Origin of the sequence: Actinoplanes regularis (assembly GCF_900188005.1) — a bacterium.
Lineage (GTDB): Bacteria > Actinomycetota > Actinomycetes > Mycobacteriales > Micromonosporaceae > Actinoplanes > Actinoplanes regularis.
In genome coordinates, this window is the sequence record NZ_FZNR01000003.1 from 268,196 (window position 1) to 287,627 (window position 19,432).

The 19,432-nt window shown below is 71.6% G+C and carries 18 protein-coding genes; 10 read left to right on the forward strand and 8 right to left on the reverse strand.

All coding sequences use genetic code 11. The features are described 5' to 3' along the window. Positions 1 to 50: 50 nt before the first annotated feature. Positions 51 to 1,568: a phosphomethylpyrimidine synthase ThiC gene (gene thiC / locus CHC09_RS10850; protein ID WP_089292897.1), complete on the forward strand. Its 1,518-nt coding sequence runs from the start codon at positions 51 to 53 to the stop codon at positions 1,566 to 1,568. A gap of 56 nt (positions 1,569 to 1,624) precedes the next feature. Here thiC and CHC09_RS10855 read toward each other — a convergent pair whose 3' ends face one another. After that, a complete protein-coding gene (locus CHC09_RS10855) occupies positions 1,625 to 2,071 on the reverse strand; it encodes a ribonuclease domain-containing protein (protein ID WP_089292898.1) in 447 nt (148 codons plus the stop codon). Between the two features lie 103 nt (positions 2,072 to 2,174). Beyond that, positions 2,175 to 3,593, reverse strand: coding sequence for a hypothetical protein (locus CHC09_RS10860; RefSeq protein WP_143232281.1), 1,419 nt, complete (start codon positions 3,591 to 3,593; stop codon positions 2,175 to 2,177). A 607-nt stretch (positions 3,594 to 4,200) separates the two neighbouring features. Between CHC09_RS10860 and CHC09_RS10865 the strand changes: the two genes are divergently transcribed. The 4 genes from CHC09_RS10865 to CHC09_RS10880 are packed head-to-tail and all read left to right on the forward strand — an operon-like array spanning position 4,201 to position 8,757. Beyond that, on the forward strand, positions 4,201 to 7,350 hold the full coding sequence (locus tag CHC09_RS10865; protein WP_089292900.1) for a sensor histidine kinase: 3,150 nt from the start codon (positions 4,201 to 4,203) through the stop codon (positions 7,348 to 7,350). Further along, positions 7,347 to 7,754 (forward strand): roadblock/LC7 domain-containing protein, encoded by a 408-nt coding sequence (locus CHC09_RS10870; protein WP_089292901.1) that lies wholly within the window; start codon positions 7,347 to 7,349, stop codon positions 7,752 to 7,754. The genes CHC09_RS10865 and CHC09_RS10870 overlap by 4 nt, the downstream gene beginning before the upstream one ends. Positions 7,755 to 7,799: 45 nt before the next feature. Then, positions 7,800 to 8,162 carry a DUF742 domain-containing protein gene (locus tag CHC09_RS10875; protein WP_089292902.1) on the forward strand — a complete coding sequence of 121 codons (363 nt, stop codon included), beginning with the start codon at positions 7,800 to 7,802 and terminating at the stop codon, positions 8,160 to 8,162. Further along, the gene (locus CHC09_RS10880; RefSeq protein WP_089292903.1) at positions 8,143 to 8,757 is read left to right on the forward strand and encodes a GTP-binding protein; all 615 of its coding nucleotides are present in this window, start codon (positions 8,143 to 8,145) and stop codon (positions 8,755 to 8,757) included. The genes CHC09_RS10875 and CHC09_RS10880 overlap by 20 nt, the downstream gene beginning before the upstream one ends. 191 nt (positions 8,758 to 8,948) lie before the next feature. Here the strand turns inward: CHC09_RS10880 and CHC09_RS10885 are convergent, their stop codons facing one another. Both CHC09_RS10885 and CHC09_RS46210 read right to left on the reverse strand, forming a co-directional pair. After that, positions 8,949 to 10,094 carry a uroporphyrinogen-III synthase gene (locus CHC09_RS10885; RefSeq protein ID WP_089292904.1) on the reverse strand — a complete coding sequence of 382 codons (1,146 nt, stop codon included), beginning with the start codon at positions 10,092 to 10,094 and terminating at the stop codon, positions 8,949 to 8,951. Next, positions 10,091 to 10,246, reverse strand: coding sequence for a hypothetical protein (locus CHC09_RS46210; RefSeq protein WP_179277032.1), 156 nt, complete (start codon positions 10,244 to 10,246; stop codon positions 10,091 to 10,093). Before CHC09_RS46210 ends, CHC09_RS10885 begins: the two co-directional genes overlap by 4 nt. A gap of 494 nt (positions 10,247 to 10,740) precedes the next feature. Between CHC09_RS46210 and rplM the strand changes: the two genes are divergently transcribed. The 3 genes from rplM to glmM all read left to right on the forward strand — a co-directional run bounded on the left by rplM (position 10,741) and on the right by glmM (position 13,238). Then, entirely contained in the window at positions 10,741 to 11,184 is a 444-nt protein-coding gene (gene rplM, locus CHC09_RS10890) for a 50S ribosomal protein L13 (protein WP_089292905.1), read from the forward strand. Between the two features lie 20 nt (positions 11,185 to 11,204). Continuing rightward, a complete protein-coding gene (gene rpsI / locus CHC09_RS10895) occupies positions 11,205 to 11,705 on the forward strand; it encodes a 30S ribosomal protein S9 (protein WP_239138345.1) in 501 nt (166 codons plus the stop codon). Between the two features lie 180 nt (positions 11,706 to 11,885). Then, positions 11,886 to 13,238 (forward strand): phosphoglucosamine mutase, encoded by a 1,353-nt coding sequence (gene glmM, locus CHC09_RS10900; RefSeq protein WP_089292906.1) that lies wholly within the window; start codon positions 11,886 to 11,888, stop codon positions 13,236 to 13,238. Positions 13,239 to 13,242: 4 nt separating this feature from the next. Here the strand turns inward: glmM and CHC09_RS10905 are convergent, their stop codons facing one another. Next, positions 13,243 to 14,430 carry a pyridoxal phosphate-dependent aminotransferase gene (locus CHC09_RS10905; protein ID WP_089292907.1) on the reverse strand — a complete coding sequence of 396 codons (1,188 nt, stop codon included), beginning with the start codon at positions 14,428 to 14,430 and terminating at the stop codon, positions 13,243 to 13,245. A 17-nt stretch (positions 14,431 to 14,447) separates the two neighbouring features. Beyond that, positions 14,448 to 15,095 (reverse strand): MmpS family transport accessory protein, encoded by a 648-nt coding sequence (locus tag CHC09_RS10910; RefSeq protein WP_089292908.1) that lies wholly within the window; start codon positions 15,093 to 15,095, stop codon positions 14,448 to 14,450. Between the two features lie 177 nt (positions 15,096 to 15,272). Here CHC09_RS10910 and glmS point away from each other — a divergent pair, with 177 nt between their 5' ends. After that, a complete protein-coding gene (gene glmS, locus CHC09_RS10915) occupies positions 15,273 to 17,156 on the forward strand; it encodes a glutamine--fructose-6-phosphate transaminase (isomerizing) (RefSeq protein ID WP_089292909.1) in 1,884 nt (627 codons plus the stop codon). Between the two features lie 38 nt (positions 17,157 to 17,194). On the opposite strand, the gene CHC09_RS10920 is transcribed toward glmS, so the two are convergent. Both CHC09_RS10920 and CHC09_RS10925 read right to left on the reverse strand, forming a co-directional pair. Next, the gene (locus CHC09_RS10920; RefSeq protein ID WP_089292910.1) at positions 17,195 to 18,643 is read right to left on the reverse strand and encodes an alpha/beta hydrolase; all 1,449 of its coding nucleotides are present in this window, start codon (positions 18,641 to 18,643) and stop codon (positions 17,195 to 17,197) included. Then, a complete protein-coding gene (locus tag CHC09_RS10925; protein WP_089292911.1) occupies positions 18,640 to 18,927 on the reverse strand; it encodes a type VII secretion target in 288 nt (95 codons plus the stop codon). The genes CHC09_RS10920 and CHC09_RS10925 overlap by 4 nt, the downstream gene beginning before the upstream one ends. A 131-nt stretch (positions 18,928 to 19,058) precedes the next feature. Here CHC09_RS10925 and CHC09_RS10930 point away from each other — a divergent pair, with 131 nt between their 5' ends. Then, the gene (locus CHC09_RS10930) at positions 19,059 to 19,427 is read left to right on the forward strand and encodes a holo-ACP synthase (protein WP_089292912.1); all 369 of its coding nucleotides are present in this window, start codon (positions 19,059 to 19,061) and stop codon (positions 19,425 to 19,427) included. Positions 19,428 to 19,432 lie beyond the last annotated feature (5 nt).

Genomic DNA, 19,432 nt, shown 5'->3' on the forward strand with positions numbered 1-19,432 from the left:
GGGTTCCACGCTGCCACCTCTCGCCGGTTTGCACATATTTGGGAGGAATCATGAGGCGCAAGGTCTACGTGGAGGGCTCCCGTCCGGAAATCCGGGTGCCGTTCACCGAGGTGGTGCTGACCGGCGACAACCCGCCGGTCCGGCTCTACGACACGTCCGGCCCGGGCGGTGACCCGGCGGACGGACTGGCGAAGCTGCGGAAACCGTGGTGGGACGGCCGGACCCAGTTCGCCGCGGCGCGGGCCGGCGACATCACGCCGGAGATGGAGTTCGTCGCGGTCCGCGAGGGCGTCGACGCGTCGGTCGTCCGCGACGAGATCGCGGCGGGCCGCGCGGTGCTGCCGGCCAACCGCAACCACCCGGAGTCCGAGCCGATGATCATCGGGTCGAGGTTCCTGGTGAAGGTCAACGCGAACATCGGCACCTCGGCGGTGACGTCCTCGGTCGCCGAGGAGGTGGAGAAGCTGACCTGGGCCACCCGGTGGGGCGCGGACACCGTGATGGACCTGTCCACCGGGCCGCGGATCCACGAGACCCGGGAGGCGATCGTCCGGAACTCGCCGGTACCGATCGGAACCGTGCCGATCTACCAGGCCCTCGAGAAGGTCAACGGTGATCCGCTCAAGTTGAACTGGGAGCTGTTCCGGGAGACCGTCATCGAGCAGGCCGAGCAGGGGGTCGACTACATGACCATCCATGCGGGGGTGCTGCTCGAGTACGTCCCGCTGGCCGCCGAGCGGGTGACCGGCATCGTGTCCCGGGGCGGGTCGATCATGGCGGCCTGGTGCCTCGCCGGGCACCGGCAGAACTTCCTCTACACGCACTTCCGGGAGCTGTGCGAGATCTTCCGGGAGTACGACATCACCTTCTCCCTCGGCGACGGCCTGCGGCCCGGGTCGATCGCGGACGCCAACGACGAGGCGCAGTTCGCCGAGCTGCGCACGCTCGGCGAGCTGACCCACATCGCCTGGGAGTACGACGTCCAGGTGATGGTCGAGGGCCCCGGTCACGTGCCGATGCACAAGATCAAGGAGAACGTCGACCTGCAGCAGGAGCTGTGCTCGGGGGCGCCGTTCTACACGCTCGGGCCGCTGGCCACCGACATCGCGCCCGCTTACGACCACATCACCTCCGCGATCGGGGCCGCGATGATCGGGATGTTCGGGACGGCGATGCTCTGCTACGTCACGCCGAAGGAGCACCTCGGGCTGCCGAACAAGGAGGACGTCAAGGCCGGGATGATCGCCTACAAGATCGCGGCGCACTCGGCGGACCTGGCCAAGGGCCACCCGGGTGCCCAGGCGTGGGACGACGCGCTGTCGCACGCCCGGTTCGACTTCCGCTGGGAGGACCAGTTCGAGTTGGCCCTCGACCCGGAGACGGCGCGGGCGTACCACGACGAGACGCTCCCGGCGGCCCCGGCGAAGACCGCGCACTTCTGCTCGATGTGCGGCCCCAAGTTCTGCTCGATGAAGATCAGCCATGAGCTCAGGGCGGCCGGGATGAAGGCGAAGTCGGACGAGTTCGTCGACGCCGGTGGCCGGGTCTACCTGCCGGTCACCCCGTAGTACGCGGCGCGGCGGCCGTCCTCGGACGGCCGCCGCGTACGTACCCGAGCAGGGGTCTAAAGCTTGTAGAAGGTCACGTAGTGATCCGGGGTGAAGTACGCGACCTTGGTGCTCCGATTGACCACGATCCGGTACGCGTCCCGCGACGCGCCCCTGGCGCGGGAGTACACGTCGTACTCGTTGTAGGTGGCCGTCGGCAGGTAGCCCTCCCGGTTCTGGAAGGTCCCGCCGGTGTAGTTGTAGTTGCCGTAGGGCCAGGAGTACCAACCGGCGCTGAGCGGCCAGCCGAGCGACTGCCAGCCGGTGTACGCGGTGCGCGCCGCCGAGCAGCGGCTGATCGTGCACGTGGAGTAGACGGCGGCCTGCGCGGCCGAGGTGTGGGTGGGGGCGACCACGGCCGGGGCCACGAGGGCGGTGCCGGCGAGCCCGAAGACCAGCGCGAGGCTGAGCAGGAGCTTGCGGACGCGCGACAGGGGATGAGTCACGTTCGAACTCCGATGCATGGAGGGGATGAGGCTCGGACACCGGTCATCGTTTCGGCCCGAGCGGTCCCGCGGTACCTCCCAGTCGCATCATTCCATCGGAGTTCACGAATGCTTCACTGCCTTACGGCCGACGCACCCAATTGCCACGATCTGTTTCCTGACCAGGGTTGTTGCGCCCCGGCGCCGAACGGTACGGGCCGCTGATCGAGGTGGGTTCCACGACCGGTCCGCGCGGCGCGGTGACCCGCGGCTGCTCGGCCGTGATCGAACCGGCCCGGCCGGCGCCCTGAGCCGCCGTGAATCCGTCGAAGGAGTCCGGCGCGGGCGCCGGGGCCTGAGCCGACCTGCGGGCTCCCCAGCCGGAGAGGGGCTTCGGCTGCTGGCCGGAGAAGCGCGGCGGATTCTCCGGAGCCGGCGCCTGCGGCGGCGGCTGGGTCGGGGTCGGGGCCGGGCGGACCGGCGCACCGGCCCGGAACGGGCTGCCGGTGCCACCCGAGAACGGGTTGTTCGGGGTGCCGGGTGCCGCCGTCGGGATGACCCCGGTGTCGGAGGGGTGCGGCTGCACCCCGTGCTGGGCGGCGGCACGTGCGATGGCCGAGTGCACCGGCGCGTCCCGCTTCGGCAGGGAGGCCGGCGAGTCGCCGGTGGGGAGGGCCGCGGAAGCGGTGCTCTCCGGCTCGTCCTCCTCGGCCGGCGCTCCGCGGACGATCGCCGCCAGCACCGAGCCGAGCACGCCGGCGCCGCACGCGGTCATCGCGGACCAGTACGGGTTGGTCTGGAACCCGGTCGCGCCCTGTTCCGGGCCGGCGATCAGGTACGCCACGGTCAGCAGCGCCGGGCCGACGAGCCCGGAGAGTCCGGAGGCGAGCGTCGACAGCCGGCGCCCGCGGGCCATGAACCCGATCACCAGGCCGGCGAGCAGCGCGATGGTCGGCATGGTGAGGAACGCGGTGTGCGCGGTCACGGCCGACGGGATCAGGCTGCCGTTCAGCACGCCGAGGCGGATCTGGATCGGGGTGCGGCCGTGCAGCAGCGACGGGCCGACCGAGACCAGCGCGACGATCCAGATGAGGGCGCTGAGGACCGCCGCGTTCCAGCGCGCCGCCGGTTTGGCGGCGGCCGCCCAGCCGGCGAGGATGCCCGCCGCAGCGCCCAGCCCGGCGACCACGCCGATCACGAAGACCGGCTGCACGCCGGGGACCTGCGCGGACCGGGCCGGCTGCATGGTCAGCGGCAGGACGGCGAGCGCGCCGAGGCCGGCCGCGATCCCGACCGGCAGGGCGCCGCCGGCGCCGATCGGGCGGGGAAGCCAGCGCGGGCGCAGACCGGAGGCGACGGTCGCGCCGATCGCGGCGGCGCCCATGGTGATCCACGCGATCCAGGCGAGTTGTGCGGTCCATTGATCACGGGCAGTGACGTCGAGGACGCGGTCCAGCCGGACTATGCCGAGTCCGTAGGCGACGCCGAGCTGGCCGGCTCCGACCACCGCGGCTGCTGTGGCGGTGGTGGCCAGTAGCTTCACCCAGCTCCGAAATGCCATGCAGGGCACGTTACGGAATGCGGTGACCGATACGCCAGTGGGGGCGTGGCTTCTTAAGGCGGCCTAAAGTCTGGATCTTCAATGATTGAAATACATCGATTGCTTTACGGTTACGCTCGGTTACTTGAAGGCGACGTACGGGATGGTTGCCAGATCAACACTCCAGAGTGGACACTGGGCGACACGGACAACGAGTCCGTCGCGTCCTGTCGATCCTTGCGAACGTGAGACCCCTGCTCAGATGCCGCGGTTTCGCCAGGCGCGGGACAGCGCTCTCACATAGTGGTTGGAATCGTGAAGCTGTTCAGTGGCCGTGACCGCAGAAACAGTCGCGGATGAAGTATTCGCGCACGTCAAAGCCCTTAAGGTGGCCGCCGACCGTTTTCACGCGCGGCTACCACTCGGACAGCCAGGTGGTTTCCGGGAGGTTCCAGGCTTCCCAAAACCGTCGAAGGTCTGATGAAATCGCCGCCGTGCCTTTTTCGGCACGGACCTTGCTGCGCGTGCCGGACGGGGCCGGACCGCAGGGCCCGGGCTCCGCCGCAACGGCGGCGACGACAGCACTCCCGGGTTCCCACCGATGCGGGACGATCGCGAAGGAGATGTCGTGAGCACGGGATCCTCGGGCCTGGCTGTGCGACGTGGGCTACTCCCGCTGGTGCGGGACGCCCGAATCCGCGCCAAACTCGCCGGACTCCTGGTCATCCCGCTGGTCGCGGTGCTGGTGCTGGCCTCCGGGCGCCTGATGGACGTGCGCGGCCGGGCGACCGACGCGGGCCGGGTCGCCGACCTCACCCGGCTGGGCACCGACCTCTCCGGCCTGAGCCTGCTGCTGCATCGCGAACGGATGGCCGCCGCGGTGTTCCTGGCCTCGCCGGAGGCGTCGCCCGATGCGTTCCGGGCGGCGTCCGAGCACGCCGACGCCCAGATCCTGGTGTTCCGCGGCCATCGCGGCGGGCTCACCGAGGTGCCGGCTCGGGTGCGCGCCCGGCTCCAACTGATCCAGGATCGGCTCGGTGCGCTCACCGACCTCCGCGGTGCGGTCGCCGCCCGCAAGGAGGTGACCCTCGTCAGCGCGGTCGAGCGCTACGACGAGGTCCTCGATGGGCTGTCCGACTACGAGGAGACGGTCAGCCAGATCGCCGAGCCCGGCGCGGTCGCCGACGGGTTGCGCGCGCTCGCCGCCTTCACCCGGCTCCAGTCGGCCGCCGCCGACCAGGAGGTGGCCGCGTATGTCGTGCGGGTCGGCGGTCCGGCCGGCGCGGCCTGGCGTCAGCAGCTGATCGGGGCGCAGGCCGCCCGGCAGGACGCGTTCGACGACTTCCGGCGGATCGCCACCGCCGGCCAGACCGGCCGGGTCGAGGCGACCCTGGCGAACGATGCGATGGTCAAGGCGGACCGGCTGGTCACCCGGCTCATCGGGGCCGGGGCGGGGACGGTCACGGTGACCGAGCTGACGAAGACGTACACGGAAATCCTTGATCTTCTCCGGGACACCGAGACGGACCTGGAAGGCGAGGTCGTCAAGGTCGCCCAGGACGACAGCTCGACCACCGGCAAGCGCGCCACCCTCGAGTTCGTCGTGGTGCTGCTGGTTCTGATCGCGGCCATCGCGCTCGCCTTCTACCTGGGCCGCAACCTGACCCTGTCGCTCCGACGGCTGCGGGAGGGCGCGCTCGCGGTGGCCCACCGCGATCTGCCCGAGGCGGTCAGCCGGCTGCAGGACGTGGAGAGCCTGGGCGAGGGGGGCGTCGACCGGATCGTCGCGGAGACCCGGGACCCGATCCGGCTCACCGACCGGGACGAGTTCGGTCAGGTCGCCGAGGCGTTCAACATGGTGCACCGGGAAGCGATCCGGGTCGCCGCCGAACAGGCCGCGCTGCGCACCAGCGTGTCGGCGATGTTCCTCAGTCTGGCCCGGCGCAGCCAGGCGCTGGTCGACCGGATGATCGGCGAACTCGACCAGATCGAGCGCGTCGAGGAGGACCCGAAGCGGCTGGCCAAGCTCTTCGACCTGGACCACCTCGCCACCCGGATGCGCCGCAACGACGAGAACCTGCTGGTGCTGGCCGGTGCCGACGTGGGCGCGCCGCGCCGCGAGGACGCCCTGCTGGTCGACGTGCTCAAGGCCTCGCAGTCCGAGGTGGAGATGTACCACCGGGTCGAGTTCGGCGCGACCGACACGGACGTCTCGGTCACCGCGGCCTCGGTCAACGACGTGGTCCGGTTGATCGCCGAACTGCTCGACAACGCCACCCGGTTCTCCCCGCCGACCACGCTGGTGATGGCGCACGGACGACGCTCCGGGGACCATGCGGTGGTCCAGGTCGAGGATCGTGGCCTGGGCATCTCCGCGGAGCAGCTGGAACTGATCAACCGCCGGCTGGCCGAGCCGAACGCGGTCGACGTCACCGCGTTCCGGTTGATGGGATTCGCGGTCATCGCCCGGTTGGCGGCGCGGCACGGCATCGCGGTGCGGCTGCTCCCGCATCACGAGGGCGGGACGATCGCCGAGATCACCCTGCCGGCCGAGATCGTGGTGCTGCCCGGTCAGGCGAGCGGTACCACCGGGCGTGCGGCGAGCTGGACCCGGCCGGGCCCGGCGCCGCAGACGACGCGGGGCACCGGGCGTACGTCCGAGATCCGGCCGCCGATCCGCTCCGCGCCGGCTCCGGCCGGGCAGCGCTGGGCACACGTGGTGGCGTCCCCGGCCGCCGAGCTGGATCTGCGTCCCACGCCGGACCGGCCGGCGCTGCCCACCCGGATTCCGCAGCCGACCGCGGCGATGGATCTGCCGCCGGCCCCGCTGTTCAACCCCGCCCCGGCCGCGCCCGTCTCGGCCCAGCCGGTCTCGGCCCAGCCGACCTGGGTGCAGCCGAGTTCCGGGCAGCCGTTCTCGGCCCAGCCGGTCTCCGCCCAGCCGGCCTGGGCGCAGCCGGTATCGGCCCAGCCGTTCCCGGCCCAGCCGGTCTCCGCGCAGCCGTTCCCGGCCCAGCCGGTCTCCCCGCAGCCGGTATCGGCCCGGCCCGTCTCGGCGATGCCCGCGCCCGCGCCCGCGCCGATCCAGGTGCAGATGCAGCACAACTGGTTCGAAGCGGAGGCGGAAACGTCCGCTGCCTCGGCGATGGGCGGCATGCCGACCGCCGGGTACGCGCCCGCTCCGGTCTCCGCGGCGCCGGCCAGTGCCCCGCCGGTCCGTCCCGCTCCGGTCTCCGCGGCGCCGGCCAGTGCCCCGCCGGTCCGTCCCGCTCCGGTCTCCGCGGCGCCGGCCAGTGCCCCGCCGGTCCGTCCCGCTCCGGTCTCCGCGGCGCCGGCCAGTGCCCCGCCGGTCCGTCCCGCTCCGGTCTCCGCGGCGCCGGCCAGTGCCCCGCCGGTCCGTCCCGCTCCGGTCTCCGCGGCGCCGGCCAGTGCCCCGCCGCACCGTCCCGCCACCGAGGGCGCGGCGGTGCCCAGGCCCCGCTCGGCCGCCGAGGACCGCTGGCAGACCGTGGCCGACGACGGCTGGCAGCGCGCCCTGGCGGCCGCCGTTCCCGCGGACGCCGGCATCACCCGATCGGGCCTGCCGAAGCGGATCCCACAGGCACAGCTCGTTCCGGGCGGGGTACAGGAACGGCCCCGCGCACAGAATCGTCGCAGCCCCGACGACATACGCGGGCTCCTCTCCGCGTACACCCGTGGGGTGCAGCGAGGGCGGACGGACGGCGTCGCCGAACCCGCCGCCGCGGCATCGCAGGCTCCTAAGGAGAACAAACAGTGACCAGGCCTCCCACCATGCACGACATGGGCTGGCTGCTCAACAACTTCGCCGACAGCATCGCGGGCATCGCGCACGTGATCGCGGTCTCGGCGGACGGGTTGTTGCTGGCATCCTCGCGGGATCTGCCGGCCGACCGGGCCGAGCAGCTGGCCGCGATCACATCCGGCGTGGTCAGTCTGACCGACGGCGCGTCCCGGATGTTCACAGCCGGAAAGGTGCAGCAGACCATCATCGAAATGGATAGCGGCTATCTTTTCCTCATGTCCATCAGCGACGGATCGTCGATGGCCGTGCTGGCGGCGCGCAGCTGCGATGTCGGCCAGGTCGGCTATGAGATGGCCTTGGTGGTGGAGCGCGTCGGCGCGGCCCTGTCGCCGGCGGCACGCGAGGCTGTCAGCCACTAGGCGCCGGGGTGGGTTGAACCCCGGTGGAGATGAGGTGACCGCGAGATGACAGAGCCGCACGATCCCAGGGGAAACCTGGTGCGGCCGTACGCGGTAACCCGCGGCCGGACCGAGCCGATCCGGGACATCCCGATCGAAGCGGTCCTGGTCGCCACCCCGGCGGCCGTACAGGAAGCGCGTTTCGCCGGACATGACAAGTACCGCATCGCCGTGCTGTGTGAGCCGAAAGCTCAATCGCTGGCTGAACTCGCCGCGCTCACCCGGCTGCCTCTCGGGGTGGCCCGGGTCCTCGTCGCCGACATGGTCGCCGACAGTTTGCTCACGCTGCACAGTGCCGCTCCCCGCAAGGGTTTCACGGAGCGGATGGATCTTCTGGGAAGGGTTTTGAGTGGACTACGCAAGCTCTGAGCGGGCGGGCGCACCTCCTTCGGAGATCATCTCCGCGAAGATCGTCATCGCTGGTGGCTTCGGCGTCGGGAAGACGACCATGGTCGGCGCGGTCTCCGAGATCGAACCGCTGACCACGGAAGCCGTGATGACCTCCGCCGGCGCCGGCATCGACGACGCCTCCAAGGTGCCGGAGAAGGGCACCACCACGGTGGCGATGGACTTCGGCCGGATCACCATGGCCGAGGACCTGATCCTCTACCTGTTCGGTACGCCCGGCCAGACCCGCTTCTGGTTCATGTGGGACGAGCTGATCCGGGGTGCGGTGGGCGCGGCGGTCCTGGTCGACACCCGTCGGCTGACGGACGCGTTCGCCCCGCTCGACTACTTCGAGAACCGGCATCTGCCGTACCTCGTCGCGGTGAACTGTTTCGACGAGGCCCCGCGCTACGAGCCGGAGGAGGTCCGGGAGGCGCTCGCCATCCCGGCCCGGGTCCCGCTGATCATGTGTGACGCCCGGCACCGTGAATCGGTCAAAGCCGTCCTCATCGGTGTCGTCGAGCACGCCATGGCCACCCTGGTCGCCGAACACGAACAGGGCGTCGGAGTCGGCTGACCGGCAGCTTCGCCACGCACCGGCCCGGCTCTCGGCCCGGCCGGTGTGGCCGCCCGCTCGTGGCGCGGTGGCCTCGCCCGGCTTCGGCACGCCTCGTGGCGCGGTGGCCTCGCCCGGCTTCGGCACGCCTCGTGGCGCGGTGGCCTCGCCCGGCTTGGGCACGCTGAGCACGTCCGGGTCGGCGAGGGCGGTCAGACGGGGATGCGGTAGCCGCGTTTGACGACGGTCTGGATGAGGCCGGGGACGGCCAGTCCGGCGCGGAGCCGGGCGACCGCCATCTCGACCGCATGCTCGTCAGCGTTGCGGGGCAGCGCCTGGAGCAGGGCGGCCCGGGAGAGGACGTGCCCGGGGGACGTGGCCAGGACGCGGAGCACCGCCATCGGGCCGGGGGCCAGCGGACGGAGTTCGCCGTCGACCACCGCCGCGTGGCCGCGCAGGGTGATCGCGTGCCCGTTGACCTGGAGTGACACGGCGCGCTTGGGCAATTCGTCGATCAGGGTGCGGACCAGGGCGCTGAGCCGGGCGCGGTTCGGGGTGGAGACCGGGACGTCCAGGCGGCGCAGCGGGGCGGCGGTGACCGGCCCCACACAGGCGGCCAGCACGTCGGTCCGGACGGCGTCCAGCAGGGGATCAGCGGCCGGACCGGCCGCGCGCAGCAGGGCCTGCACGGCGGCGGCCGAGGTGAACGTCACGGCATCGACCAGCTTGCCGACGATCAGGTCGACCAGGCGGTGCAACGGGGCCAGATCGGTCGGTGGCGCCCAGCGGTAGACCGGGACCTCGATCACCCGGGCGCCGGCGGCCTCCAGCGCCTCGGTGTACTCCGGCTGACTCTCGCCGTGCAGTTGCATGGCGACGGTGAGGCCGGCGATGCCGCGGGCGGTCAGGTGCTCGACGACCTCCTCGTAGCTCTCGCCGTCCGGGGTCCACTGCTCGTGCAGGCCGGCGGTGCGGACCGCGGCGCGGGCCTTGGGCCCCCGGGCCACCAGGTAGGCGTGGCTCAGCGCGGTGCGCAGGGGATCGGCCAGGCCCCAGCCGTCGGCCGCCTCCAGCCAGCCCCGCATGCCGATGCCGGTGTTGACCAGCACGATGTCGGGGGGAGTGTCGAGGCAGGCACGGGTCGCCGCACGCAGCTCGGCGTCGTCGGCGATCGGCACGATGCGCAGCGCGGGGGCGAGCACCACCCGGGCGCCGCGCTTCTCCAGGAGGCCGGCCAGCTCGTCGAGACGGCGGTCGGAGGTGACGCCGACGGTGTAACCGGAGAGGGTGGCGGTCGGCTCGGCCAGTGCGGACGCGGTCAGCACCGGCCGGCGTGGCGCCGGAGTCCGATCCGTCATCCGGCGACGAACCCGCGCTCGGTGCTGCTCGGATCGGTGCCGTCGAGGTCGAGAAGTCGCGGCGTGGCCGGGCGGTCCACCGAAGGGCACGCTCGAGAACCGTCGTCCTCAGCGTCGACCCGCTCCCACGTCACGCTTACGGTTCTCGCCATGCCTCCGTCCGGGGCACGCCGCGACTTCTCCTCACCACACCGGCGAACCGGTGTGGCGAACACCGTCAGGTCCGTCCTCAACCCTGACGGTGGTCTCTCCATGGTGCGCCCGAATACGCCGTACCCGCCAATGCCGGGCCGCGTCGTCCGGAGTTCCGCACCGTTGGGCATGTCAGGAAGCGTGCCGTTGCCGAATTTCGGCCAAGCGTCCCATTTGTTTCGAGCCTGCTAAGAGCCGTCGAGCTACGGATGGTGAACCCGCGGCCGGGTCGCCCAAGAGACCGAGTATGCTGGATACCGTTTGAGGTCCCGCCTCGGGCCAATTCACCCAGGGGCAGCCTGTTTTGACCACGCGCCGCGCGGCCGGGTATTGTTGCCTGCTGTTGTGCGATAGCTGCGAGCGCTCCCCCTGGGGTGTGCTTGATGTCGTGTCGGCGTCGAGTTCGACGCGACCAGCGCGCGCCCCAAGACCGACGACGAGACAAGGTAATTCTGTGCGTACGTACAGCCCGAAGCCGGGTGAGATCGAGCGTCAGTGGCACATTATCGACGCTTCTGACGTCGTCCTGGGCCGCCTGGCTACCCACACCGCCACCCTTCTGCGCGGCAAGCACAAGCCGACGTTCGCCCCGCACGTCGACACCGGCGACTTCGTGGTGATCATCAACGCGGGCAAGGTCGCGCTGACCGGCAACAAGCGGCAGACCAAGGTTGCCTACCGGCACTCCGGCTACCCGGGTGGTCTGAAGCAGGTCGGTTACGAGGAGCTGCTGACCAAGCGCCCCGAGAAGGCGATCGAGCTGGCCGTCAAGGGCATGCTCCCGCACAACAAGCTCGCGCGGCAGATCATCAAGAAGCTGAAGGTCTACCCGGGCGCCGAGCACCCGCACGCCGCGCAGCAGCCCCAGCCGTTCGAGATCACCCAGGTCGCGCAGTGAGCGCGGGAGAAGGCAGCAGCATGACCGACATCATCGAGCCCGAGGTCGTCGAGGCCGTCGAGACCATCGAAGAGCCCGCTGAGACGGTCGTCGTGGTCGAGGCGTCGGCGCCGGTCCGCACTCCGCGCCCGGGTGACCGCCCGGTTCAGACCGTTGGCCGCCGCAAGGAGGCCATTGTCCGGGTGCGCCTCGTGCCCGGCACCGGCAAGATCACCTGCAACGGCCGTGAGCTCGAGAACTACTTCCCGAGCAAGGTCCACCAGCAGCTGATCCGCGAGCCGCTGGGCACCGTCGAGCGCGCCGAGCAGTTCGACGTCTTCGCCAACCTGCGTGGCGGCGGCATCACCGGCCAGGCCGGTGCGCTGCGTCTCGCCATCGCGCGGGCGCTCATCTCCACCGAGCCGGACGACCGTCCCGCCCTGAAGAAGGCCGGCTTCCTGACCCGTGACGCCCGGGTCAAGGAGAGCAAGAAGTACGGTCTCAAGAAGGCCCGTAAGGCTCCGCAGTACTCGAAGCGTTAATTTTCCTACGACGGCCGAGCGCCCTCCCGATCTGTGGGAGTGTGCTCGGCCGTCTTGGTTTTTCGGCAACTTGATTTTGGCAAGACCCCCCTCCCCCCAACTAGCCGTTCCGGTACTCTCGCCCTGGCCGCATGGTGATGCACGCTTGAGGGCACGTGTCACCGGCGAAAGGAAGCCGCCATGGGGCGACTCTTCGGCACCGACGGCGTTCGCGGTCTTGCGAACGGCGACCTGCTCACCCCGGAACTGGCCCTCTCGGTCGCGGTCGCGGCCGCCCGGGTCCTGGTCGAGAGCGACAGCAGCCATCAGCCGCTCGCGATCGTCGGGCGTGACCCGCGGGCCAGTGGCGAGATGCTGGAGGCGGCGGTCGTCGCCGGCCTGACCAGCGCGGGAGCCAACGTGGTCCGGGTCGGGGTGCTGCCGACGCCCGCAGTCGCGTACCTGGTGGGGCAGACCGGTGCCGATCTCGGTGTGATGCTCTCCGCATCGCACAACCCCATGCCGGACAACGGCATCAAGCTCTTCGCCGCCGGTGGCCAGAAGCTGCCGGACGAGCTCGAGGCGCGGATCGAGAAGGCCATCGAGGACGGGCACGGCCTGGTCGGGCGGCCCACCGGCGCCGGGATCGGGCGGGTGCACGACCTGCTGGACGGCGCCGAGCACTACATCAAGCACCTGGTCGAGTCGATCCCGAACCGCCTCGAGGGCATCAAGGTCGTGGTGGACTGCGCGAACGGCGCGGCCAGTGAGGCCGGCCCGGTGGCGTACCGCGAAGCGGGCGCCGAGGTGATCGCGATCCACGCCGAGCCGGACGGCTTGAACATCAACGACAACTGCGGCTCGACGCACCTCGACGAGGTCCGCGAGGCGGTCCTGCGCGAGGGTGCCGACCTGGGCCTGGCGCACGACGGGGACGCCGACCGCTGCCTGGCGGTCACCGCCGCCGGTGACGTGGTGGACGGCGACCAGATCATGGCGATCCTGGCGCTGGCCATGCGCGACGCCGGCACGCTGACCGGGGACACCCTGGTCGCGACCGTGATGAGCAACCTGGGTCTGCGGATCGCGATGAAGCAGTCCGGCATCAAGCTGATCGAGACCAAGGTCGGCGACCGGTACGTGCTGGAGGAGCTGCAGAGCGGCGGCCTGGCGCTGGGCGGCGAGCAGAGCGGGCACATCGTGATGCCGGCCTTCGCCACCACCGGCGACGGCGTGCTGACCGGCCTGCACCTGATGGCGCAGCTGGCGTCGAGCGGCAAGTCGCTGGCCGACCTGGCCGCCGTGGTGCACCGGCTGCCGCAGTCGCTGATCAACGTCAAGGTCGGCAACCGGGAGGCCGGGGCGGCCGCGCCGACCGTGCAGGCCGCGGTGGCACTGGCCGAGGCCGAGCTGGGCGAGACCGGACGGGTGCTGCTGCGCCCCTCCGGGACGGAGCCGCTGGTCCGGGTGATGGTCGAGGCCGCGACCGAGGAGAAGGCCCGCACCGTGGCCGAGCGGATCGCCGACGAGGTCCGGGCGGCGAGCCCCGTCTGACGTCTCACTGGCCCCTGGGGACCCCGGGGGCCAGTTTCCTCAGGCGCTCCACCGCCTCGTCGACGACCTCCGGACGCTTGCAGAAGGCGAACCGGATCAGGTGCCGCCCCGCCTCCCGGTGGTCGTAGAAGACCTGGGTGGGCACCGCCACAACGCCGCACCGGCCGGGCAGCTCACGGCAGAACTCGACGCCGTCGGTCCCGCCCAGCGGCCGGATGTCGGCGGTCACGAAGTACGTCCCCTCCGGCGGCAGCACCCCGAAGCCGGCCTCGGTGAGCCCGGCCACCAGCCGGTCCCGGTTGGCCCGCAGCCCGGCCGTGAAGCCGCTGAAGTAGGAGTCCGGCAGGCCCAGGGCGACCGCGACGGCCGGTTGCAGCGGCGACGCGTTGACGAAGGTCAGGAACTGCTTGACCCGGAGCACCGCGGAGACCAGGCGGGCCGGTCCGGTGGCCCAGCCGACCTTCCAGCCGGTGCAGGAGAACGTCTTGCCGGCCGACGAGATGCGCAGGGTCCGCTCGCGCATCCCGGGCAGGGTGGCCAGTGGGGTGTGCGGCACCCCGAACACCAGATGCTCGTACACCTCGTCGGTGACGGCGTAGGTGTCGTACTCCTGGCAGAGCCCGGCGATCAGAGCCAGCTCGTCGGGGGTGAAGACCTTTCCGGTCGGGTTGTGCGGCGAGTTGAGCAGCACCAGCCGGGTCCGCGGCCCGAACGCGGCCCGCAACTCCGCCTCGTCGAACCGGTACCGCCCGTCCGGCTCCGGCCGCAGGGTGACCGGCCGCCGGACGGCCCCGGCCAGGGTGATCGAGGCCGCGTACGAGTCGTAGTACGGCTCGAAGCAGACCACCTCGTCACCCGGCTCGCAGAGGGCCAGGATCGTCGCCGCGATCGCCTCGGTGGCGCCGGCGGTGACCACGACCTCGGTGTCCGGATCCCGGGTCAGTCCCCAGAACCGCTGCTCGTGCTCGGTGATCGCGCGCCGCAGCACCGGGATGCCGGGCAGCGGCGGGTACTGGTTGGCGCCGTCGGCCAGGGCCTGTGCGGCGGCGGCCAGCATCTCCGGCGGGCCGTCGGTGTCCGGGAAGCCCTGCCCGAGGTTGACCGCACCGGTGCGGACGGCGAGCGCGGACATCTCGCTGAAGATCGTGGTCCCGAACGGGCGCATCCGCTCGATAAGCGGGTCGGAGTTCACCGTGCTCCTTGTCGGCTTCAGTTGAACAACGTCAGCTTGTTGCAGGTGGCCGTGGCGCCGACCCCGGAGGCGGTGTGCTCGGACACGGTCTTGCCGTCGATCGTGGCCCGGCAGGTGATGCTGCCGTCGGTCAGCGAGGTCCGCACCGCCGACACCGAGACGAACGACAGGCCCTCCATGGTCACCGACAGCTTCCACGGCAGCTTCGCCTCGTTGACCGTCTTCGGCAGGCCCAGCTTTTCGGTGTAGATGACGGTGGCCGGGCCGTCTCCGGTGACCTCGTACTTCACCGTGATCGGCTCGCCGTCGGTGAGACCCGGGATGGCCGGCAGGTCGCTGGGCAGGACCTCGGGCGTCTTCGTCGGCACGATGTCGGGGATTTTTTGCACCGCGTCCTTGGCCTTGTCGGTGGCCCGCTGGACCAGCAGCACGCTGACGGTCACCACGCCGCCGCAGAGCAGCAGGGTGACGGCGAGGATCAGGGCGATCAGCGGGGTGTTGCTGCGGCGCGGGGGCGGCGGGCCGTAACCGGGGTGTCCGGCGGGTCCGGGTGGGGGCTGCTGACCCGGATACGAGCTCTCCGGCCCATACCCGACCGGCGGAAACTCAGAGGTCGGCGGATAGTCCGGGGACGGCTCCCACCGCGGCTCGCGCTGATCGCTCATCTCATCCTCCCGGCGGAGCCACTGGCAGGGCCTGCGCCGACGGTACGCCAGGGCCGCACTCCCGTGTCGCCGACCCGCGCGCCCGGGCTGGCGGTCAATATTTTCGATCACGTACGATGCGCAGAAGACTGCCTCCCGAGCATGACGTTTGCGCAAAAGTCGGCTACGCTGCGCCGCATGTGTGGGATCGTGGGATACGTAGGCAATCGCCCGGCTCTGAGCATCGTTCTCGATGGCCTCCGACGGCTGGAGTACCGGGGATATGACTCGGCGGGCGTCGCCGTCATCGACAACGGCGCGCTCCGGACCGGAAAGCGGGCCGGCAAGCTGGCCAATCTCGAGAAGGCTCTCGCGGAGCGGGCCGCTGACGGCATCGCCGACGGCCGGACCGGTATCGGGCACACCCGGTGGGCCACCCACGGTGGGCCGACCGACCGCAACGCCCACCCGCACCTCTCGGCCGACGGCCGGGTCGCCGTCATCCACAACGGCATCATCGAGAACTTCTCCCGGCTGCGCGCCGAGCTTGAGGCCGACGGCATCGAGTTCAGCAGCGACACCGACACCGAGTGCGCGGCGCACCTGCTCGCCGCCGAGATGCGTACGCTGCGCGCGGCCGGTGCGGAGGGCGGCCCCGCGCTGCTCGCCGAGGGCATGCGGCGCGTCGTGCGCCGGCTCGAGGGCGCGTTCACGCTGCTCGCGGTCGACGTCGAGGTGCCCGACGCGGTGGTCGCGGCCCGGCGCAACTCGCCGCTGGTCGTCGGTCGCGGCGACGGGGAGAACTTCCTGGCCAGCGACGTCTCGGCGTTCATCGAGCACACCCGGGAAGCGATCGAGCTCGGTCAGGACCAGGTCGTCCTGATCACCCCGACCAGCATCGAGATCACCGACTTCGACGGCGCCCCGGCGACCGGGCAGGAGTACCACGTCAACTGGGACCTGTCCGCCGCCGAGAAGGGTGGCTACGAGTACTTCATGCTCAAGGAGATCGCCGAGCAGCCGCAGGCCATCGCGGACACCCTGCTCGGGCGCCTGAGCGAGCGCGGCGAGATCATCCTGGACGAGGTGCGGCTCACCGACCAGGATCTGCGGGACGTGGACAAGGTGTTCATCGTGGCCTGCGGAACGTCGTACCACGCCGGCATGGTCGCCAAGTACGCCATCGAGCACTGGGTGCGCATTCCCTGCGAGGTGGAGCTGGCCAGCGAGTTCCGCTACCGCGACCCGATCCTGGACCGCTCGACCCTGGTGATCGTGATCAGCCAGTCCGGCGAGACCATGGACACCCTGATGGCGCTGCGGCACGCCAAGGAGCAGAAGGCCCGGGTGCTCGCCATCTGCAACACCAACGGCTCCACCATCCCGCGTGAGTCGGACGCCGTCCTCTACACCCACGGCGGGCCGGAGATCGCGGTCGCCTCGACCAAGGCCTTCCTCACCCAGTTGGTCGCCTGCTACCTGATCGGTCTGCACCTGGCGCAGGTCCGCGGCGTGATGTACGCCGACGAGGTCGCCGCCGTGGTCGAGAAGCTGCAGAACACCCCGGACAGCCTGCGTACGCTGCTGGCCGGCATGGAGGACGTCCGGGAACTGGCCCGCGACCTGCGGACCGCCTCGACGATCCTCTTCATCGGCCGGCACGTCGGCTTCCCGGTGGCCCTGGAGGGCGCGCTCAAGCTCAAGGAGCTCGCCTACATGCACGCCGAGGGCTTCGCGGCCGGTGAGCTCAAGCACGGCCCGATCTCGCTGATCGACGAGGGCACCCCGGTGGTCTGCGTGGTGCCGTCCCCGGCCGGTCGCGGCGTCATGCGCGACAAGGTCGTCTCCAACATCCAGGAGGTCCGGGCCCGGGGTGCCCGGACCATCGTGATCGCCGAGGACGGCGACGAGGATGTCCGCGCCTTCGCCGACCACCTGATCGTGGTGCCGCCGACGCCGACCCTGCTCGCGCCGCTGATGACGACCGTGCCGCTGCAGATCATGGCCTGCGAGATCGCCGCCGCCCGTGGCCACGACGTGGACCAGCCGCGCAACCTGGCCAAGTCGGTCACCGTCGAATGATTCTCGGACCGGTTGCCGGGCGACGGCCCGGCAACCGGTCACGGCGTCCCACCCAGGGCGATGGCGGCCAGCGAGTCCAGGGCCGGCTTGCCGCGATCCCAGTAGCCCAGGTGGCCGCCGTCCCGCTGGCTCCTGAAGACCCGCGCGCCGAAGGCGGGATCGCTCGGGTCGTGCCCGAACCACAGGTCATCGGAGGGCCCGGGCATCTTCGGCAACGGGCCGGGCAGCGCCGAACCCGGCGACACCGCGAGCCACTGGATCGGGTCGCTCGCGGACGTCGAGGCGAAGATCCGGTCGGCCGGTAGGCGCAGCCCCGCCGCCGAGTCGACGCCGACCCCGGGTGAGCCGACGAAGACGACCCGGTCCGCGTCCAGCGCACCGGTCGCGGCCTTGCCCACCACCAGCGACCCGTAGCTGTGCCCGAGCACGGTCTGCCGCGCGGCCGGCCCGTCGTGGGTGGCCCGTAGCCCCTCCTGAAATCGCCGCAGCCCGGCCGCGGCGTCCTCGGCCTGCCGCGCCGACCAGGCTTCGTGAAGGAAGTCCGGCGCGTCGTAGTCCAGCCAGAGCACGGCGCTGGTCGCCGCCCGCGGGCCCAGCTCGGTGGCGCGGGCGGCGACCCGCTCGGCCCGGGTCAGCTCACCGCCGAGCGAGGCCAGGTCGGCGGTCATCCCGGGCACATGGGTGAGCACGTTCGCCGCGCGGTCCGGGTCACCTAGGGCGACCACGGCGCGGCCGTCGCCGGCGATGTCCAGCCCCATCAGGTACGCCCGCGGACCCTTGTCGTCCTCCAGCCGGGCGGCCAGCCGGTCCAACCCGCGCAGCTCGCCCGCGTCCCCGCCGGTGCGCCGCAGGTAGTCGCGCTTGTCGGCCAGCAGCAGCCGGTTGGCCAGGTCCCGATCGGCGACCGGGATCCCGTCCAGGCCGGCGACCGTGCCCGGCTCGGCGGCCAGCAGCCACATCCGCTCGGCCGGGGACAACCCGTCCCACCACTGCCGCACCCGCGCCGGGGTGGCCGTGCAGTCGGGGCGTCCGGTCCCGCTCGGAGCGACCGGGACGACGGCGAGCTCGGCCAGGCGGGCGGCGGCGCTCTCGTCAGCGTCGGCCGCCACCCGCAGAGCGCTGGTCAGGTCGGCGGCGCCCGGGCCGGACCCGTCGATCGCCGGCTCGGTGGTGCCGGCGGCGGTGCGAGCCCGGTCGAGCAGCGCGCGGGCCCGGGCCAGCGCCGCGGCGAATTCGCTCAGCACCTGGTCGGCCCGCCAGCAGAGCAGCCGGAACAACAGCAGCCGGCGGCGGAACGCGCTGAGCACGGCGACCGCGGCGTCGGCGGCGGCGCCGGTCCAGGCCGCGCGCAGCCTCTCGACCAGCGGGCCGCACTCCCCGCAGAGCACGCCGGCCAGCGCCGCCCAGCGCCGCCAGGCGAGTGCGGCGGCGGACCAGCGGGCCGGGTCGGTGACGCGGAGCCGCGCGTAGGTCACGGCGACGCTCATCGGGTCGCCCCGAGACGCGTCGCGGCCCGGGCGTCGGCGTCCCCGTACGCCGTGATCGTGTTCTTGATCTGTTGTGCGGTCTCCGAGAGATCCGTGCCGAGCTCGCGCAATCGTCGCTCGGCCGTGTCCGCGGCCGAGCCGGCGGCGCCGGTCGTCGCCCAGCTCGGACCCGGCACCGGTGACGGCGCCGCGGCCACCGCTTCCCGCACCCGGGACGCCGTCGCTTCGATCGAGGTGGCGGCGTCCCGCAGGGCCGCGGCGTCGACGTCGAGATCGGGATTCATGGCGGTCGCCTCCTGGGCTCCGGGGGAACGGACGCGCCGACGGTAGGCCGATCTCCGGGCCGCCGGGACGGCCTGTGGACAACGCTCCGCAGCTTGTCCACAGGCGTTGGGTGACCGTTAGGGTGTCCGTTGTGATCGTGTCTGTCGGCATCGACGTCGTCTTGGTGGACCGCTTCGCCCGGGCGTTGGACCGGACCCCGCTCCTCAGCGACCGGCTGTTCACCGAGGCGGAGCGGCTGACCGGCTCGGGCAACCCCCGTTCGCCGGAGTCGCTGGCCGCCCGGTTCGCCGCCAAGGAGGCGGTGGCGAAGGCGCTCGGCGCGCCGGCCGGGCTGCGCTGGCACGACTGCGAGATCGTCACCGACCCGGACGGCCGGCCCTGGTTGACCGTTTCCGGTACGGTCGCCGCCGCCGCGTCCGAGCGCGGCATCAACCGATGGCACCTGTCGCTGTCGCACGACGGCGGGATCGCGTCCGCGATGGTGGTCGCTGAGACATAGGGGGA

Excerpts from the sequence above, each read along its gene's own strand:
- rpsI (WP_239138345.1), top strand. The coding sequence starts at position 11,205 with ATGACCGACATCATCGAGCCCGAGGTCGTCGAGGCCGTCGAGACCATC.
- CHC09_RS10855 (WP_089292898.1), bottom strand. The coding sequence starts at position 2,071 with ATGCATCGGAGTTCGAACGTGACTCATCCCCTGTCGCGCGTCCGCAAG.
- CHC09_RS10920 (WP_089292910.1), bottom strand. The coding sequence starts at position 18,643 with ATGAGCGTCGCCGTGACCTACGCGCGGCTCCGCGTCACCGACCCGGCC.
- CHC09_RS10885 (WP_089292904.1), bottom strand. The coding sequence starts at position 10,094 with ATGACGGATCGGACTCCGGCGCCACGCCGGCCGGTGCTGACCGCGTCC.
- CHC09_RS10860 (WP_143232281.1), bottom strand. The coding sequence starts at position 3,593 with ATGGCATTTCGGAGCTGGGTGAAGCTACTGGCCACCACCGCCACAGCA.
- CHC09_RS46210 (WP_179277032.1), bottom strand. The coding sequence starts at position 10,246 with ATGGCGAGAACCGTAAGCGTGACGTGGGAGCGGGTCGACGCTGAGGAC.
- glmS (WP_089292909.1), top strand. The coding sequence starts at position 15,273 with ATGTGTGGGATCGTGGGATACGTAGGCAATCGCCCGGCTCTGAGCATC.
- CHC09_RS10910 (WP_089292908.1), bottom strand. The coding sequence starts at position 15,095 with ATGAGCGATCAGCGCGAGCCGCGGTGGGAGCCGTCCCCGGACTATCCG.
- CHC09_RS10925 (WP_089292911.1), bottom strand. The coding sequence starts at position 18,927 with ATGAATCCCGATCTCGACGTCGACGCCGCGGCCCTGCGGGACGCCGCC.
- glmM (WP_089292906.1), top strand. The coding sequence starts at position 11,886 with ATGGGGCGACTCTTCGGCACCGACGGCGTTCGCGGTCTTGCGAACGGC.
- thiC (WP_089292897.1), top strand. The coding sequence starts at position 51 with ATGAGGCGCAAGGTCTACGTGGAGGGCTCCCGTCCGGAAATCCGGGTG.
- CHC09_RS10875 (WP_089292902.1), top strand. The coding sequence starts at position 7,800 with ATGACAGAGCCGCACGATCCCAGGGGAAACCTGGTGCGGCCGTACGCG.